The 17,259-nt window shown below is 38.0% G+C and carries 12 protein-coding genes; 11 read left to right on the plus strand and 1 reads right to left on the minus strand.

The window, feature by feature from the left end; genetic code table 11:
• Nucleotides 1–5 precede the first annotated feature (5 nt).
• The 11 genes from NYP55_RS04545 to NYP55_RS04595 all read left to right on the plus strand — a co-directional run bounded on the left by NYP55_RS04545 (nt 6) and on the right by NYP55_RS04595 (nt 12,676).
• Nucleotides 6–1,475: a hypothetical protein gene (locus tag NYP55_RS04545; RefSeq protein ID WP_076002544.1), complete on the plus strand. Its 1,470-nt coding sequence runs from the start codon at nt 6–8 to the stop codon at nt 1,473–1,475.
• A gap of 83 nt (nt 1,476–1,558) precedes the next feature.
• Nucleotides 1,559–2,902 carry a hypothetical protein gene (locus NYP55_RS04550; protein WP_472781616.1) on the plus strand — a complete coding sequence of 448 codons (1,344 nt, stop codon included), beginning with the start codon at nt 1,559–1,561 and terminating at the stop codon, nt 2,900–2,902.
• Complete coding sequence (locus tag NYP55_RS04555) at nt 2,899–4,074, plus strand: aggregation-promoting factor C-terminal-like domain-containing protein (protein ID WP_155760785.1); 1,176 nt, start codon at nt 2,899–2,901, stop codon at nt 4,072–4,074. The genes NYP55_RS04550 and NYP55_RS04555 overlap by 4 nt, the downstream gene beginning before the upstream one ends.
• 18 nt (nt 4,075–4,092) lie before the next feature.
• Nucleotides 4,093–4,392, plus strand: coding sequence for a hypothetical protein (locus NYP55_RS04560; RefSeq protein ID WP_076002542.1), 300 nt, complete (start codon nt 4,093–4,095; stop codon nt 4,390–4,392).
• Between the two features lie 113 nt (nt 4,393–4,505).
• Entirely contained in the window at nt 4,506–4,805 is a 300-nt protein-coding gene (locus NYP55_RS04565; RefSeq protein ID WP_076002541.1) for a hypothetical protein, read from the plus strand.
• 42 nt (nt 4,806–4,847) lie between these two features.
• On the plus strand, nt 4,848–6,404 hold the full coding sequence (locus NYP55_RS04570) for a hypothetical protein (RefSeq protein ID WP_076002540.1): 1,557 nt from the start codon (nt 4,848–4,850) through the stop codon (nt 6,402–6,404).
• Nucleotides 6,405–6,410: 6 nt separating this feature from the next.
• On the plus strand, nt 6,411–7,844 hold the full coding sequence (locus NYP55_RS04575; RefSeq protein WP_076002539.1) for an SCO6880 family protein: 1,434 nt from the start codon (nt 6,411–6,413) through the stop codon (nt 7,842–7,844).
• Nucleotides 7,841–9,445 (plus strand): ATP-binding protein, encoded by a 1,605-nt coding sequence (locus tag NYP55_RS04580; RefSeq protein ID WP_346284484.1) that lies wholly within the window; start codon nt 7,841–7,843, stop codon nt 9,443–9,445. Before NYP55_RS04575 ends, NYP55_RS04580 begins: the two co-directional genes overlap by 4 nt.
• A 4-nt stretch (nt 9,446–9,449) precedes the next feature.
• Nucleotides 9,450–11,360: a type IV secretory system conjugative DNA transfer family protein gene (locus NYP55_RS04585; RefSeq protein ID WP_076002537.1), complete on the plus strand. Its 1,911-nt coding sequence runs from the start codon at nt 9,450–9,452 to the stop codon at nt 11,358–11,360.
• A gap of 292 nt (nt 11,361–11,652) precedes the next feature.
• A complete protein-coding gene (locus NYP55_RS04590) occupies nt 11,653–12,150 on the plus strand; it encodes a hypothetical protein (protein ID WP_346284485.1) in 498 nt (165 codons plus the stop codon).
• A 1-nt stretch (nt 12,151) separates the two neighbouring features.
• Nucleotides 12,152–12,676 carry a hypothetical protein gene (locus NYP55_RS04595; protein WP_076002535.1) on the plus strand — a complete coding sequence of 175 codons (525 nt, stop codon included), beginning with the start codon at nt 12,152–12,154 and terminating at the stop codon, nt 12,674–12,676.
• A 27-nt stretch (nt 12,677–12,703) separates the two neighbouring features.
• On the opposite strand, the gene mobF is transcribed toward NYP55_RS04595, so the two are convergent.
• Nucleotides 12,704–17,239: a MobF family relaxase gene (mobF, locus tag NYP55_RS04600; protein ID WP_076002534.1), complete on the minus strand. Its 4,536-nt coding sequence runs from the start codon at nt 17,237–17,239 to the stop codon at nt 12,704–12,706.
• Nucleotides 17,240–17,259: the final 20 nt, after the last annotated feature.

Here is a 17,259-nt window from a genome sequence, read left to right on the forward strand (position 1 = left end):
TAAGCATGTATAATCTAGAACGTTCTTACCGTAAAAAGCCTGAGAAAGTTGATGCTAAAAATAGTAGTAAGAAACTTCTTTCTCAAGATGATGCTACTGCTTTTATGCCTGATGAGAGTAAGTCTAATAGTAGTGTAGGAAAGCAGCATTCATCGTTTTTTGACCAAGTGTCTGATACTGTTGCTGTTGCTACTGATACTAGTGATGGTAAGAATTCTGATTTATTACGTGATCTTATTGCGCAAGATATGACGGTTTCTGCCGATGATCCTGTTAAGAAGCGTAAGAGTTCATCTTTTCTTCATAATTTTTTTAAGAAGAAACAAGAAAATGAAGAAACTAGTTTAGAAGAAGCTGGTAGTGAAGGAACTACTGTAGATACTAGTAGTGATGATGATTATGATCTGCTTAATAATATAAGTAGTCAACAGTTATCTGAAGCTAATGATGATAATAGTAAGAGTATTCATGAACATTCGCTACTAGTTAGTGTTAAGAAAGCTGTTGCTAAGCATTTAAAAACTATTATTAGTGTTTTTGTTGCGTTGATACTTCTTATCCTGCTTGTAATGGTTAGTTTTTCTTCTTCACACAGTAAAACAGTGTCGCAATGCAGTATTGTTACTGTTAAGATTAAAGAGTTGCAAGATAAGTATGATTCTGAAGCTAAGCGTAGTAGTAGGCTTGTTTCTCAAGCTAAAAAGCTTTCAAATCGTAGACTTCTTTCGCTAGTTGACAATCTTAATAGCATGGTTTCGCAGAGTCGCCCTGATGTTGTTTCTTGTACTGTTAATTCTGGTTCTGAGCTTAGTGTTGTTCAAGGTAGTTTACGGTGGTATGAGAAGTCTTTGAAAGATTTAGTTAAAGCTAATAGGAGGCTTGTTCGTAAGATTCGTGAAGCTAAGGCTGAAAGTAAAAAGTCTAAATTAGAGCATTTAATACAGTCTGCCGAAGAAACGTATGATAAGTATCATGATGTTGATGAAACTTTGTTTAATAGTTTGAAAACTAGTATTGATAGCGCGCACTCTGTGCTTGATAAAGAGTTTACTGTTAAAGAGTTTGAAAATTGTTGGAAAGATTTATCTGACAAGTTAGCTAAAGCTCAGGATGCTGTTGATAAGAAGAATGCTGATGATGCTAGTAAGCAGCAGCAAGCGCAACAGCAACAGTCGCAGCAGAAGACACAAAATCAGACTAACAGTTATAGATTTAGACGTCATTTTACGCCTCGTTCTACTAGTCGTCATTCTAATAATGATACGTCTGCTCAACATGAACAATCTTCTGATGATAGTCACAGCAGCAGTTATAGTGGTGGAAGTAGTGGCTCAAATACTGGTAATCACAGTAGTAGTTCAAGTGGTTCTACTAGTTACGGTTCAGGAGGCAGTTCTGGTAGTTCGTATAGTGGAGGCTGGAGTGTTCCTAGTCCAAAAGAACAGCCTTTCCCTAAAACTGATGGTAGCTTGTAAAACTGTTTTTAACACTTGAAAACTTGTTTTATATAAACAAGCGTTTTTTTGCGTGCATATATATTGTAGGAGGACTTCAATATATGAGCACTGTAACTGTAGAAGATTTATTAGTTCAAGCGCAAGACTATTTAAACAAATGCGTTAATGATAGGAATAGTTTTAAGCACTTGTGTGATACTATTCGTGTTTTAAATGAGTATGACGCGCCTAGTATCCTACTTATTGCTAAACGTTTTTCTCAAGTTCCTGAACTTATTGTTGATGAGACGTTTATACCTGTTTTAGGCGTCGATGCGCACGATCCTGTGCTACTACTTCAAGCAAATATTGTTCCTCAGTGTATTAAACATTTTGTTTTTAATTCGCATGATATTAAGGTTGTGGCTAGCGCGCAACTTCGTACTGATATTCAGATTGGGTATCGTGATGCTAATGGTATTCATAATGTTGTTGAAGCGAATTTTAGTAGTTTGAAAACTTTTTGTGTGCCTGTTACTTATGCTTGCGTGCCTTTTATTCGAACTAAATTAGCTTATACACCTAATATTCAATCGTATTCTAATAATATTACGGTTACGCTTAATAGGGATACTAGTAGTGATACGAATAATACTATTACTATTATTTTCTACTCTAATAGTAGTAGGCATTCTAAAGCGTTTATTGGTGAGCATGCGCCTTATGGTAGTGAAATAACATACGTATCACATGATGCTAGCGTTTGTAAAGCATATGAGAAGAATAGTATAGATGGTTTAATACGATTGTATTATCCAAGAAATAACTTGTCTTACCTTTCATTTCAAGAAATTCTGAACGCACAAAATTTGGGCGAAAAGCAGCAAGAAAGGTATTTTAAACGTTTAGAGAAAATACTTGTTCGTGAGAAACAGTTTTCTACTAGTTTTGTTACGTTTAGTAGGAATCTTAGTGTTAGTTCTAGTATTACTATTTCAGCTAAAGGTACTGTTAATCTTCCTACTGGCGGTAGTCTAGTTGATTTACTAACTAATGTTCTTGCGTGGAATGCTTATAGTTGTTTAAACTACTGGCATTCTGATTTAGAAGAAGAGTATTTGAGCAAGGTTGCGATTGTTGCGACTTATTTACTCACATACTATTTTGCTATAACAAATTCTGAAACGCTTCTTAATAATACTGTTACGGTTTTAAAAACTTCTGAGAATGCTCTTGACATTCTTCATCTCGCTATTCTTGTGATGCGTTCTGTTGCATACCATTTCCTTCAAAAGGATATGCCTTATGGTTCTGGTAGTTTATCAGCGCACGTTTATCAGAGCCGCCGCGAGAATGTGAGTGATTATTGCGCGTGGATTCCTAGAGAAATAACTATTTTTAGCAAGGGTTTCCTTGTTGCAGCTGAACATAATGATTCTTCTTATAGCGGTGAGGTGACGGTGTGAGCTTGTTGAAGAAAGCGTCGATTGCTGTTACCGCTAGTATTCTTACGCCTGTTTTTATTATGTTTATGCTTATCGGCTGGCTGCTTATTGGAATGGCTGGTAGTAAAGCTTATGCTGACTGTTTAAATAATGGTAATACTAGTTTGTTGAATAATGGTAGTCCTTCTGGCGTTAATCGTAAGGAAGTTTTCACTAAGTCTAATTATCATCCGCCTGAAAAGTCTTCTAATAGTGTTGCTGAAAGTATTGCTACTTATGTTGAGGCTGTAGCGTTGGATAATTCACACGGCTACTCGCAGGCTCGACGTGGTGGTAATCCTGATTATGATTGTTCATCACTAGTATTTTTTGCTGTTAAGAATGCTGGTATTAATTTAACTGGTGGAGCTTTTAACACTCGTTCTATGGGTAGTGTTCTTAAATCTCACGGGTTTAATGAGGGCGTGTGGAGTGGTAATTATCGTAACGCTCAGCATGAGTTGTTGCGTGGCGACATTGTTGTTAATCCTCAAGCGCATACGGAAACGTATTTAGGTGGCGGTCTTTTTGGTGGCGCGCGTCATGCTTGCCCTTCTGGTATTGAAGATGGTAATCCGGGTGATCAGTGTGCTGCTAGTAATGAGGAGATTGGTATAGGAAAGTATTTAGATGCTGGCTTGAACTATTTCTACCGTTATAACGGTAGTGGCGTAGCTTCTTCTAATGCTTCTGGTTCTTCTTCTGCCGGTGTTTCTCAGCCTGCTTCTGGTTCTGTTATTAATATTTCAGGTCTTTGTGAGAAGAACATGAAGGCTGGTGCTGTTAAATATGATGTTTCTGATTGTGCGATTGATCTTAAAAATAAGGGTGTTCATGCTTCACCTGATGAGGCTAAGAGAATAGCAATGTGTGTTATGCACTCTACTTACGGTTGGGGTGATGATGAGTATTCTTGCCTTGTTCAAATGTGGAATAGAGAGTCTGGTTGGCGTTGGAATGCGGAAAATCGTGGTTCAGGAGCATATGGTATTCCTCAGAGTTTACCTGCTGACAAAATGGCGTCTGCTGGCATTGATTGGCGTGATAATGCTGAAACACAGATCAGGTGGGGCTTATCATACATTAAAAATCGTCCTCAGTATGGTTCACCTTGTAAAGCTTTGCAGTGGTGGAATGAGCATCACTGGTATTAAATAGAAAAGAGAATTATTATGCGTATTTTTTACGTTTTTTCAGCAACACAGTTAAAGCCTGATTATGATTGGGTTCCTCAAAGTTTAGTTAGTTTACTTAATGGTATTCTAGGATTGTCTATTCTTGTTTGCGCTATTGCGTTTATTTGTGGCGTGATTCGTTTTATTTTCTGTAAGTGTACTGGTAATCCTTTTGACGATAGTGCAGGAACACGAATTCTTATTACTGTTTTTCTTGGCGCGTTCGCGTTAAGCATGCTGTCTGGTCTTATGATGTTTGGAATTGACCATTTTAGTTCTTTTGTGACTAATGTTTAAAACATTTTTTGAAACATACCGTGTTTCAAATATCTGTTTTTATGCGTTTATATAAATGGTGTTTTTTACGCGTGAACATATTAGTGTGAACTTATTTCATGAAAGGAGATTGTATGAATATGTTCGCAAAAATACTAGCGTTTAGTCCATCAGATATGAAGTCTGATTTTAACTATTTTCCTTTTATGGGAGCGTTAGGAAATATTGCTAATGGTACTCAGGGTGCTGCTCTGATGATACTCGCTATTGTGTTTATTGTTGCTGTTGCTGGCTGGGTGATAAGCAAGGTTTCTAATAGTGGCATGGGACAAAAAATTTCTCTTAGTGCAGCGATTATTTGTCTTATAGCAGCGGCTCTGATTGCTTCTTCTGGTGGTCTTATTAACTGGGCTACTCAGCAGAAGATTATCTGATAAACAATGTTTTTCCACATGCGATAGTTAGGAACTTACAGAATGTTTGAATGGTTGACAGATCCTATAAAGTGGCTTGAGAAAAAGTTCATTGAAAGTGCGGTAGACGTTTATAAGCAGACGGCAAGAATTGCGTTGTCTAGCGGTGACGTGTCAACTTCACAATGGGATATCAGTCTTGATACTGCTAATCATATAGCTGGCGTTATGGCGTTTGTAGCTATCGCTTGTGGGATATATGCGATTGTTAAGGCTATGCTTAGAGGTTCTATTGGTGATGCTATTACTAGCATTTTCTTAACTTTAATGGCATGGCCTATAACAGTCATTCTTATTACTTTTGTTATGAACGCGTTGAGTGTTGAGAAAGACGTAACTAGTAGGATTTTAGCTTGGTCTTATTCTAGTGACTCTATAAAAATAGGTAGTATTGCGTCTGGTGGCGTTAGTGTTATTTGGGTGATGATTCTTTGCATGATTTGTATTATCGGATCATGTTTTCTTAGTATCACTATGATTGGTAGGGCTTTTCTTCTTATTCTTGCTGTAGCGTTCGCGCCTATTGCTATTATGCTTATTCCTTTAAATTCGCTTCGTTCTAGCGTCAGGCAGTGGGCTAGTTTTATTACTGGCGTAATTTTGTATAAGCCTCTTGTTGCTATTCTCGTATACTTATCTGGTCAATTGTGTTTAACTATTGGTGATTCTGTTAACTGTTTGATGATGGTTACTTTTGCAGTTTATGTTTCTATTTTCTGCCCTTGGGTTCTTGTTCGTATTGTTGATAAAGTTCTTGGTGTTGGTTCTAGCGGCTTGAATACTATGGCAACATCGCAACAGAAAACGGGTAAGGCGGTTGAAGATACTGTTAAACTTGCTGCTTCGGTTGCTGTTGCTGTTGCTACTGGTGGAGCGTCCGCGGCGGCAGGAGGATTAGCTGCTGGGGGAATGGCAGCTGGTGGCATGGCTGCTAAAGCTGCTAATGGTATTGGTAGTGTTGCTTCAATGCTTGATAGTAAGATTCCTGGTACTGGTGGCTCTACTTCTGACTTGTTGCATAATGCTGCGCAAAGTCCTTTTGCTTCAAGCAAGGTGAGGAATGGTTTAAATTCTGCTGCGCAAATGCTTTCTTACCGTGGTAGTAATTCTAATAGTACTGGTACTGGTGATGACCTTAATAATAGTAGTGGTAAGCCATTTTCAACGTTTAATAATGGTGAACACTCTAATGCTGATCGTATAGATGTTCCGCCATCTGTTAATGAGCATGATTCTTCGAATAATAATACTGATAGTTTGAAAGATTCTGATGTTCATACTGTTAATGGTTTAAGTGTTTCAGTTTCTGATAATGGTCAGAATGAGTCTAGTACGCCTGATGTTCATGTTGATGGAATAAACGTGAACACTCAAGAAAATATTAGCCAAAAGTCTGAGCCTCAAGATTTGTATGTTACTACGCCTAGTAGTCCACAAATAACACCTAACGTTCGTGTTGATGCTGATGTACATGAGCACACGGTTTCAAACAATAGTACGCCTTCAGCAGACGTTCATGTTACTGAAAATAATAGTTATGAAGAAAGAGAAAGAAAGTAGTTTGCTATGAGTAATCGTATTAGTGCTTCTTTTAGTCCTGTTTCTAATGCTGGTGTGATCCTGTTTTGGAAAACTCATCAGGTTGTTATCGGATTCATGTGTATTATTTGGTGTCTTATACCACTGTTTCTAGGTGGTAGTCTTTTTCAACTTACTAATATTCCTGCGTTTTTTATTCTTATTATTTCACTGGTTACTTTTCATGGTAGGAGCTTGTGGCAGATTATTGCTATTAGGCTTGGCTTTGGTGTTCGCGAAGCGACTGGTGCTACACGTTGGACGATGAGTCCTATGAGCGCGTTTAGTACTGTTGGTTATATTGATGTTGCTGGTGTTACAGATAAGATTATTAAGCCTGTTGAGGTAGTTAACACTGATTATAACGGTGCTTGCTTCTTGTTTGATAAGGAGAATGGTCAGGCGACGGCTGTTTTAAAGATGACTGCTATACCATTCTTATTTTTGAGTGCTGATACTCAAGATGAGCGCGCGCTGGCTTGGAGTGATTTATTAAGTTCTTTAGCTGAGCATAAGGATATTGTTCGTATTGTTACTCAAGCGCGTTCGCTTCCTGTAGAGAATGTTCGTGATGATAGTTTTACGCGTGAAGAGGATTTTAGTAAGCGTGATGCTGGTAATGTTAATTCTCAACTTCATAAGGTTATGAGTCATGATCTGATTTTGACTGTTACTGTTGATGTTGAGAAAGCACAGAATTTTATTACAACGCATGGTGGCGGTATTCGTGGTATTAGTGAATTGTTGAAAACTCGTCTTATACCTATTGTTAGTTTCTTAGAGGATGCTGGTATTGATAAAGAGTTTTCTATTCTTTGGCTTAACTATGGTCAAGTTCGTGGTCTTATGAAAACAATGGTTGATCCTAGTAGTAACACTATTTTAAGTAAGCATGGTGAGCTGGATGATACTATTCCTGTTTCTACTTCTTACACTGAGTTTGCGAACGAAGTTCAAGTTGGTAGCATGTATGCGCGCACGTACTGGATTGATAAGTTTCCTGAGAAGAGTGTTTATAGTGGTTTTTTGAAACAGTTTATTGTTCAAAAAACGTATTCTATGGTGTTTACTCAAGTGTGGCGTTGTATTGAAGGACATAAAGCGCAAAAAGTGCTAGGTAATCGTGTAGCTGAGCTTGAGCGTATTAAAAGCATTAATGAGCGTATTGGGCGCGTGAGTTCTAAAAAGTATGATCAAGAATTAGAGTCTATTCGTCAACGTTTAGAAGAGTTACCTAAATTTAATGCTGAAGTTGAGTTTCAAGGTTATGTTACTTTAATATCTCCTGACTTGTATGTGTTGAATGATCAGACTAACATGCTTGTGACAAAAACTAGTTTTGTTCATTACGATCGTATGACTTGTCAACAGTGGGTGGGTTGGCTTAACGCGCTTCCTATGGGTTTGGCAGGTAGATCATGATTGATGATGGTGATAGAGAGAAAGCGCAGGTTGTTTCTAAAGGAACTTTAAGCGCTTTTAGTGTGCTTCCTGAGTTTACTGCACGCGATTTAGCTCGTTTAGAAACTCATGGTCAAAAATGGTTTGCGAATAATCGTAGTGTTCGCGTGAATAATGCTATTTTTGAGGCTCAGAAACGAACTATTGCTAATATGCAGGCTATTAAGAAAACTAATTATCAGGATCGTTTAGCTGATGAGAAAGCAGTATCTTTAAGCGATGATGGTTTAGTTGTTAAGAAACGTTCATGGGTTCAAAAGCTTACGGGTAATTTTAAGTTTGGTGGCGTTACTAGCGCGTGGATTCCTTGGCATGCGACTTCGATTCGTTCTAGTAGTGTTCTTACACCTATTTTGGCTTCTGGTCGTTCTCTTCTTGACGGTGAGATTATTGGTGTTGACCATTTTACTGGCGTTCCGTTCCGCTTTGATCCGTGGAGTGCTTATAGGAAACATATGGTTACTTCTGTGAATGCTATGATTGCTGGTCTTATGGGTAGTGGTAAGAGCGTGTGTTTGAAGACTCTTGCTATTCGTGAGATTGCTTACGGCAGGCATATTATTATTGAGGGTGATCCTAAGGGTGAGTGGGCGCGTGTTGCTGAGGCTTTAGGCGGTCAGGTTATTTCTGTTGGCAATGGTAATTATCTTAATCCGCTTGACGCTGGTGTTAAGCCTGAAAATGTTAGTGTTGAACAGTGGCAGAACGTGTGTGCTGATCTTCGTATTAGTGCGCTTAGAAGTTTGATAACTGCTATTCGTTCTGCTAATGAGCCTCTTGTTATGGCTGAGACTGCTGTTCTTGATAAGGTTGTTGAATATTTCGCTCCTGTTAGTGAGCCTACGATTGTTGATTTAGTGAATTTGCTTCTTTCTACCTGGGTTGAGAACAGTAATATAAGAGGTTTAGATACTCGTCAAGCTCGCATTGCTGCGAATAGTCTTATACTTGTTTTTAACCGTCTTATAGAGGGTACTCTTAAAGGTAATTTTGAGAAGAAATCAACAGTTCGTATTGATACTAATGCTCCAATCATTGTGTTTAACACGGGTAGTATTGATGAGCATAATGATGTTAAGCGCGCTACTTATGTTGCTGCTATGAGTGCTGCTATTGACCGTATTTGTTATTCTCATGATGGTTTGTTCCGTCTTGTTATTGCTGAAGAGGGTTGGAATCTGCTTTCTAATCCTGAGCTTGTTGCTGGCTGGGATAAGCGTATTCGTTTAAGTGGTGAGCTTGGTGTTTCAAACTGGATGCTTGTTCATGAGCTTGCTGATTTAGACAAGTTTGCGAACGAAGGTAGCGGTCTTAAAGCTATGATTCAAGGTATTTTTACGAAGAGTGAAATCATGATTTTATACCGTCAGTCTTCGGCATCAATTTCTACTCTTGAAAAACTTATTGAAGATATTACTAGTGAAGAATTAAGTGTTATTGATAAGCTTCCTCAGGGTGTTGGCTTGTGGCGTGTGGGTAAGAGTTTACGTCAACTAGTGTTTCCAATGATGAGCGATGAGGCTTTCAAACTGTTTAATACTGATAAAGGTCGTAAAGGTTAGTTCTATGAGTAGTAAGCGTTTAGGTGTTGGTTTAACCACTTCTCATGAAGAAATGATGAGTGGTAAAGAGAAAATTATCAACGTTTGGCAAAAATTTTTAACAACAAAACTAGGTGTTATTCTTAATGAGCATACTCCACTAGTTCGCGCTATTTCTGAGCCTCAAGCGCGTTTTAGTTCAACACTTTTTCCTACTATTATTTTGCTACTAGTTACTCTTCTTTTAGCATTATTTTCTTACAAGCTTTTAGCTACTACTGCTTTCATACTATGTTTACTCGTGTTTGCTGCGCAAGCTGTTTTTTGGTGGGTTTATAAGGATGATGAGCAGCGTTTTAGAGATGATTTGAATACTCGTAAAGATTTATTAAGGCAACATGGTGCTATTCGTTATCTTTCCGCGCAAGCTGTTTCTAAGAATGCTGAGCATGCTGTTCCTATGATTCGTGACTTGTACCGTCAGAATGGTTGGAAAAATGATAAGCCTCTTCCTGCAAGGTGGACTGGTGTTCATATTGGTGTTTGCCATGGTGTTTCAAGCTGGGTTTGGTCTGAGCAACCGTTGTACTTATTAGCGCCTGCTCGAAGCGGTAAGACTACTAATGTGATTATTCCTATGGTTATGGAGTGTGCTGGGGCGGTTGTTACTACGTCTTCTCGTCGTGATGTTGTTGATGCTACTTGGCATTACCGTTCTAAAGGGTGGTTTGATCCTACTCGCTGGCAGAATGCGCCTAATAAGCCTGATAAGTATGATAAGCCTCTTCATTTTAACGGTGGTAACACTTACTTGTTTGATCCTATGAATGTTGCGGCAAGAACAAATGATGATGATCTTCCGCCTCGCCTTATTTGGAATCCTATAGCTCGTTGCATTAAGCCTGAGGTTGCTAGAGCTTGCGCTGAAACTATGGTTTCTACTGTTAGTATTGGTGGCGATAATGCTGCTTTCGCTAAAATGAGTGTTGATATTGTACAAGCCTTGCTGTTAGCGGCAGCACTGGAAAATAAATCTCTTGTGGACGTGTATTCTTGGTCTCAAAGTTACACGTCTTGTCAAATTGCTGCTAATATTCTTCTTCGTCATCCTGAGCATTGTGTAGCGTCACAGTGGGCGCAGAATATTCTTGTTTTACAGCATGATGATCCACGTTTGCGTGGTAGTAAAATGTTTGGTGTTGGTGGTGCTTTTAGCGCGCTAAGTCTTCCTCAAGTTCAGCATGCTTTATGCCCTAAAGAGAATGAGAAGTGTATTGATTTAGAAGAGTTTGTTCAGTCAACAGACACAGTGTACTTGTTGTGTGATTTAAAGCCTGATAAGGAGTCTGCTGTTGCCACTGGTGCTGGCGCATTTATGGCAATGTTTTTAACACAAGTACGTGACGCAGCACGGCGCGTAGCACCGCGTTTGAAGGGTGGTCGTCTTCAACCGCCTCTAGCTTTTATTCTTGATGAGATAGCTAATATTGAGCCTTGGACTGAGCTTCCTCAACTTTTTACTGCTGGTACTGGTGAGGGTATTTGGTCTGTGGCATGTTTTCAGTCTCGCAAGCAGGCTGAAGATGCTTATGAGAAAGCTGAAGGTCAAATGTGGGATTCAAGCCATAAAATTATTCTTGGTGGTTTATCGTTGCGCGCTGAGCTGGATGAGATTAGTGAGCTTACTGGTAAGCGTCGCGTAAAGTTTAGTGAAGAAGGTTCTAGTAATAGTATGAGTTTTTTGGATGTTTTAAATACTAGTATTCGTTCTGATCGTTACGCTGTTATTGAGCCTGATGAGATACGTCGTATTCCTACTGGCATGGCTTTAATTTTACATTCTTCTCATAAGCCTGCGATTATTTCTCTCTTACCTTATTATAAGCGTGCTTACAAGCTTAAGAAAAAACAGGATGGAGTAAATGATGGAAAATAGTGTTATTAAATTGTTCTCTTCTTTTAGGAAACTATACCGTTCAAGTTTGATAGCAAAAATAGTTATTTTAACTATTGTTTGTATCATAGTGTGGGGCGCGTATTTTCTTACTACTTTAAAAACTCAAACTGTTAACGCACCAAAACAGACGACTGTTAAAACTACTAGTACGACTCGCAAAAAAACTTTAAGGAAAACAGATTCTAACAGTAGTAGTTCGAAAGCAAATGTTTTAACGTATGATGATATTACTAGTAAAATAACTTCCATTAGTAGCGAATATCAGAAACTGTTGAAAACAAAAATTGGGTTAGCTAATCTTAACGACACGTACGCTGACGTGTTAGATAATAATGTTGTTTCTGATGATGCTAAAAACGCGGATTATGCTTTAACTGGCGATATTAATATTGCTGTTCGTCTTCCTAAAACATCTTCTCACGACGTGTTTAAAAAACACATTAATCGTTTAGAAAACGATTGGCAGAAAGTGAATGAACTGTTACACAAGTCTGCTATTGGTTACGTTCATCTTGCGTCAATAAGAAGCATTCAAGACTCTCAACGTTTGGTAGACACGTTGAATAAGTATTCTGATTTTCCTAAAGTGTGTTACACGTACGCTGACTTGTTGAAAAATCCTACACCTATTGATGATAATCTTACTACTTCTAAACAGTTGCAGCAGACAATAGGTTTCTATAATCACACTATAAAACTACAGAACGAATGCTATTCAAGTTTAACTGAAGAACAGAACGCGCTAATTCCTTACACGAGTAATTATTAAAATGGATGATAACACAAACACACAGTTTTCAAACACTAACAATAGCCCGTCAATAGTTTTTGACTGGTATCATGCTAGTAGAAGTGACGTTGAAATAAGAATATGGCAGGTTGCTAGATTTGCTGACTGGCTTTCAAATGTTAATAGTGAGTTTGATCAAGCGTTACCTGAATGTTTCCTACAACACCCATGGATTATAATGCTTGTAGACGCCTTGTATGTGCGCTACTACGATAGTTATGTTAGTCAAGACGCGCCTAATGGTTCTGTACCTTATTTTATTGATTTAGTGTATACGACTATTAGTCGTCTTAACGCTTGGAGGCAAGCTACTGAGCATAATTCAACTTGTTCAGGTGTTCAAACTAGCGTTAGTATTCAACGTGCTAATCGTATTAAAAATGAGGTTTCTAAAGGATACCATGTTGAACATTATTATGAGTTTCCGTTTGATGACGTTGCAAAGAATGTTCATTATCATGCGAATTCTCAGTATGCTAGCATGGATCAGGCGAGTAAAGAATAATTTATTAAATTAGCGTTGTTAAAATTATTATATGCTGATGCTAGGTGCTGCTTGCTGAATACTATTAAAACGTTTATTATTTTGTTGTAAATCGTATTGTAGTTCACTGTGTTTTACGCGTATACCATAGTTTTCGTAAGATACTTCAGGACACGCTTTTTTCAAATGTTCTACTATCTGTTTTTGTGCTTCAAATCGTTGTTCTACAGGCATGTGTTGAATAATGGTTTTGTTAAGTTTAATGTTTAGTTCTGTAGCCTCATTTGCTGTTAGCTTCTGGTTTGGTGTGAACGCTTTTTCTATGTTCTGCTCCCATAAGTTTTTAGAATATTTTCTTATATTCGTATCATCAACATTTTTAACGTTAATGTTTCTGATTGTTTTTGCAGCATATTTTTGCGCATCTGATAGCTCGTGTTCTACTATTTGAGTGAAGTTTTTTGACGCGCTGTTTCCTTGCCAAACGTATATTTGACGCGGTTTTGAAAGAGAATAATAGTTTTGAATATTTTTCAAAGCATTATTCATTATCCTATTGTGCTGTTTAATAGTATCGTTCACGCATACTGCAACATAAGGTTGCTTATTTTTAATGAGTGTTTTGTTAATCTGCTGTGCTTCTTCTAGTTTTTGGCATAGAATAATCGCGTAATCAGAATGCTTTTTTAACGTTTGCACACTATTCGCGTTTACTTTTTCAAAACGTTTAAACGTTGACGCTGTTACACGCGGTTGTGGCTTTAGTGTTTGTGGAAGTTTAAAATGTTCTTGCTCTAAAAGTATTTTTGATTGCAGAGTTTGTGCGTCTTGAAGTTGCGTTTTACTCATATTATGAGTTTCTAGTTTCCCTAAAGGACTGTAATTATCTTTAATATTGTATTGAGCACGATATGTTATTGTGTCTTGAATAAGCTGTTGCTGCTGTGGTGTTATTTTACTAATATCAGAACGTTGCTGTTGTGTAATAATATTGTTTATCCATGCTGAACTGTTGGTGTCTTCTATGATTGCTTTTACTTGGTTTTGTATCATTTGACTGTTTTGTTCTAAAACGTTTCGAATTCCTTCACGTAATTCTTTATCGGTTAAAGCATCAACTACACTGTTAATGCTCTTACTACTACTATCTTGTTCTAAAGCGTTTACGACTGCTAAGTCTGCTAGCTTATTGTTAAGATTACTGACGATTTCAGAATCGTTAATAACATTATTACTATTGTTTTTAAAGTTTTGTGGATACGTTTCAAGAATGTTTAGCGCGCGCTCAGAATCTACTGTGTAAGCTTTCGTAAACGTTTTTACTAGTTTACTATAGTCTTCACTTGCTGTTAGTTTCTGCAAGTATTCTTTACCATGCTTGTTTTCAACTATCTTGTTTAAAACATTACTTGTAGCGTAATCAATAATAGCTGTTTTTTCTGCTAGTAGCGTGCTTATAGAATACGCTTTTTTAGCGCTCACCTGTTTTTGCGTGTGTGCTAATACTCCTCTAGTATTATTGTCACAAATTTTTTGTAACGCTGCTTCCGCTAAATCATCCATTGATGGTATTAAATCTTCGTAAGTGTAAAACATGCTAGCGTCTTCAGGCTTAACTTTACTGCTTTTCCATAAATGTTTTCCTTGTTCCTGAAGTTTCTTTTCTAAATAGTTCCTCCATTGTAAAGCGCTTGTGCTTTGCTGTTCGTGACCTGAAGTAATTTCTTGAGGGTCTTGTACTTCAACATAGAATTCGTTACTTGCTCTACCTCTTGTTGCTGCAACGTACGCAAGGTTTCTTGTTAGATTACTGTCTTCTGCAATAACTACTCTAGCGTTTGTAACAGTTATGCCTTGAGAACGGTGTACTGTGCAAGCGTACCCTCCTTCTGCGTTTTGAGTTACCCACTCGTTCGGCAATGTGATTGTTGCTCTTGTCTGCTGGTTACGAAGTAGCATACTGTTTTTTTGCGTATCAATGTTCTGAATCTGCCATAGATCACCGTTTTTAACGAATGTTCCATCGCTGGCAACTTTTTTACGGTCTACTGTTCTTGTACAAATAATGTCACCTTTACCGTAAGTGTTACCATCGTTAAAAACTAGTCGTTTTAACGGGTCTTTTTCTACTAAGCCTTGTTTTTGTCGTTCGTCACTAAAAAGCTTGTTTAAATCTGATAATGTGTCGTTAGTCGCTACTATTAGGACTGAGTCAATACCGTTTTGAATATCTTGTAATGTTGCGTTATACGCTTTAAATCGTACGTCTTCTAATGTTCCGCCGTGTATTCGTTTCATGCTTCTATACTCTTTTATTGCCGTATAGTAGCTTCTGGTTTTATTCATTTTACCTTTAGCAAAATCAACGCTTACTTTCGCTTCGTGTTCGTCATAAAATCTCCATACTTTTTCTAGTTTTGCAACTGCCTTGTTTGCGTCTACTACATGGTTGAAACTTCCCTGCCCTACTCCTACACTATCTAACTGGTGAGGGTCTCCGACCATGATCATTCTACTGTTGTACTGTTCACAGAGTTTAGCAAGCTTACTCATGTCTATTGTGTTTGCCATAGACGCTTCGTCAATGATTATTACACCGTTTTGTGGTATTTTAAGACGTTCACGGTTTGCTAACGCTACTGCTAAATCACTTTTTGCTTTCGCACGCGTATTACTGTTAGACGTGCTGTTGTTAAGAATTTTGGTAGCGTTTTCAATAGTTTTCTCATTGTAATGGTGTTCTGCTTCGTTAATTATTGCCGCTATCGTGTTACATGGTTTTTCTAATGATGCTTCTAATTCTGTCGCTCCTCTAGCAGACGGTGAAATTCCTAGTATTCTGTCTGAGCCAACTGTTTTATCTAGCACGTTGAACACTGTTTTAAGTGTCGTGGTTTTTCCTGTTCCTGCAGCTCCTACAAGCGCGCTTATACGATGTTTTGATAATAGTAGTTCTTTTGACGCGTTGAACTGGTCGGTTGATAAACGGTGTTTAGCAGTTTTATCGTATTGTGTAAGCATGCTTAATATTTCATCTGGCTGTGCTTTCGCTAAATTATCATTAAGTGTTTGTTCAGAAATTTGAATGAATTTTTCTTCAGCATCCCATAATTCTTTTGTCACGTATAGTTCGTTGCCTGCAGACTTGTCTGCTCCAAAAACGTTTTGATCAGCATAAGCTATAGGCGTGTTTTGTAAGCTTTCAGGTAACGCGTATTTTTGTGTTGTTATTGGTATTAGAGTGTCTACTACTTGTTTAACGATTTTCTGGTTGAAATTGTCACGCGTTTTTGAGTCAATCATAGGAATGCTAGCTGTCATTTCAGATACAGTACTCCATATGTGACCGCGCGTAATACTAGTTTGATGGTCTTGTGCTTTGTAAGCAATGTAGTTTATTGCATCATCCGTGTTTTGGATAGTAAATTTTTTATCGTACCGTCCGCTATTATGCGCAAGATCTTGTACTGTTACTTCGCTTAACAGTTCGCTTATTTTACTGCTGTTTAGAACGTTGCTTGTAAAGAATGGTGTTTGATTCTTGTGTAAACAGTTTTGAATTATTTGTTGAATATCATATCCTGCTTTTCTTGCTTGCTGCCTCCATTCTCGTTTTTGGTATTGTATTGGTTCTGGGTCTTTTGGTTTCGGTTTACGCGTATTATGCCAAGCGTTCTTTTTGAGTGTTGCTCTAATTTTTTTATCAGGTTCTATACCGTTTTCTTTAACATATTTTTCAACGTACTGGTTGTATAGTTTGCTGCTTTCAGCTCCCCTAGCTGTGAACTCTTTTAGAAAGTCATCACTCATGCCGTTAATATCCCATACCATTCCGTTTCCTGTTATCGCGTTATGATAGTGGAATTCTACGCCTAATTCTTTTCTTAGCTTATCCATTAGGATCGCGTTGTGATGGTTTGAGAAAGCAACAATATTGTTGAATAGTATTGTTCCATCTAGCGCGCGTATTGTTCCATCTTCGCACGTTACGTAATTACTGAGTGCCACGTGTGAGTGTAAGTGTGGTTCATTATCACGATTCGTGTAATGGTCATACATTATTGCGCTTAACCCGTTTACGCGTTCGCGTAACACTCCGCCTTTACCTCGCCTCGTGTAAGTGTAGTTTTCTTCTAAAAGACTTATTGTGTCTTGAATAGCTTCATGGTGTATTCGTTCTATTTGTTTAGCAAGTTTTGGATCTGCTAACGCCCATAGAACACTAACACTTTTAGGACATTGAAATGTCATATCATAACCTGTGACACTTGCTTGATCTTTTTTATTAACACTTACTGGATTAGCTTCGTGAAGTTTTTGACCTGCTTTTAAAGGCTTGTCTGTGTCGGGGTGGTAAAGCTTGTCTAGTAAACGTTGCGCGTCTTCACGCGTTGCCGTTTGACCTTGCACACGGTTAATCATGTTTAGTCCACGTCCAATAAAAACGCCTGCAGGGTTTCCTTCTTGCGTGTAGTATGCTGATGCTGTCATCGTGCTATTAGGTTTCGATAACATTACATCACTTACTGCATCTTCTAAATATGAAACGTATCCTGCGTACATTTTTCTTAGCGTGGCACTCATGTAATTCCTTTATTTTTATT

It is taken from the genome of Gardnerella sp. c10Ua_31 (assembly GCF_055700915.1).

What these genes read in the sequence shown, in the direction of transcription:
- NYP55_RS04570 (WP_076002540.1), top strand. Translation starts at nt 4,848, where the DNA reads ATGTTTGAATGGTTGACAGATCCTATAAAGTGGCTTGAGAAAAAGTTC.
- NYP55_RS04550 (WP_472781616.1), top strand. Translation starts at nt 1,559, where the DNA reads ATGAGCACTGTAACTGTAGAAGATTTATTAGTTCAAGCGCAAGACTAT.
- NYP55_RS04580 (WP_346284484.1), top strand. Translation starts at nt 7,841, where the DNA reads ATGATTGATGATGGTGATAGAGAGAAAGCGCAGGTTGTTTCTAAAGGA.
- mobF (WP_076002534.1), bottom strand. Translation starts at nt 17,239, where the DNA reads ATGAGTGCCACGCTAAGAAAAATGTACGCAGGATACGTTTCATATTTA.
- NYP55_RS04595 (WP_076002535.1), top strand. Translation starts at nt 12,152, where the DNA reads ATGGATGATAACACAAACACACAGTTTTCAAACACTAACAATAGCCCG.
- NYP55_RS04575 (WP_076002539.1), top strand. Translation starts at nt 6,411, where the DNA reads ATGAGTAATCGTATTAGTGCTTCTTTTAGTCCTGTTTCTAATGCTGGT.
- NYP55_RS04560 (WP_076002542.1), top strand. Translation starts at nt 4,093, where the DNA reads ATGCGTATTTTTTACGTTTTTTCAGCAACACAGTTAAAGCCTGATTAT.
- NYP55_RS04585 (WP_076002537.1), top strand. Translation starts at nt 9,450, where the DNA reads ATGAGTAGTAAGCGTTTAGGTGTTGGTTTAACCACTTCTCATGAAGAA.
- NYP55_RS04545 (WP_076002544.1), top strand. Translation starts at nt 6, where the DNA reads ATGTATAATCTAGAACGTTCTTACCGTAAAAAGCCTGAGAAAGTTGAT.
- NYP55_RS04565 (WP_076002541.1), top strand. Translation starts at nt 4,506, where the DNA reads ATGAATATGTTCGCAAAAATACTAGCGTTTAGTCCATCAGATATGAAG.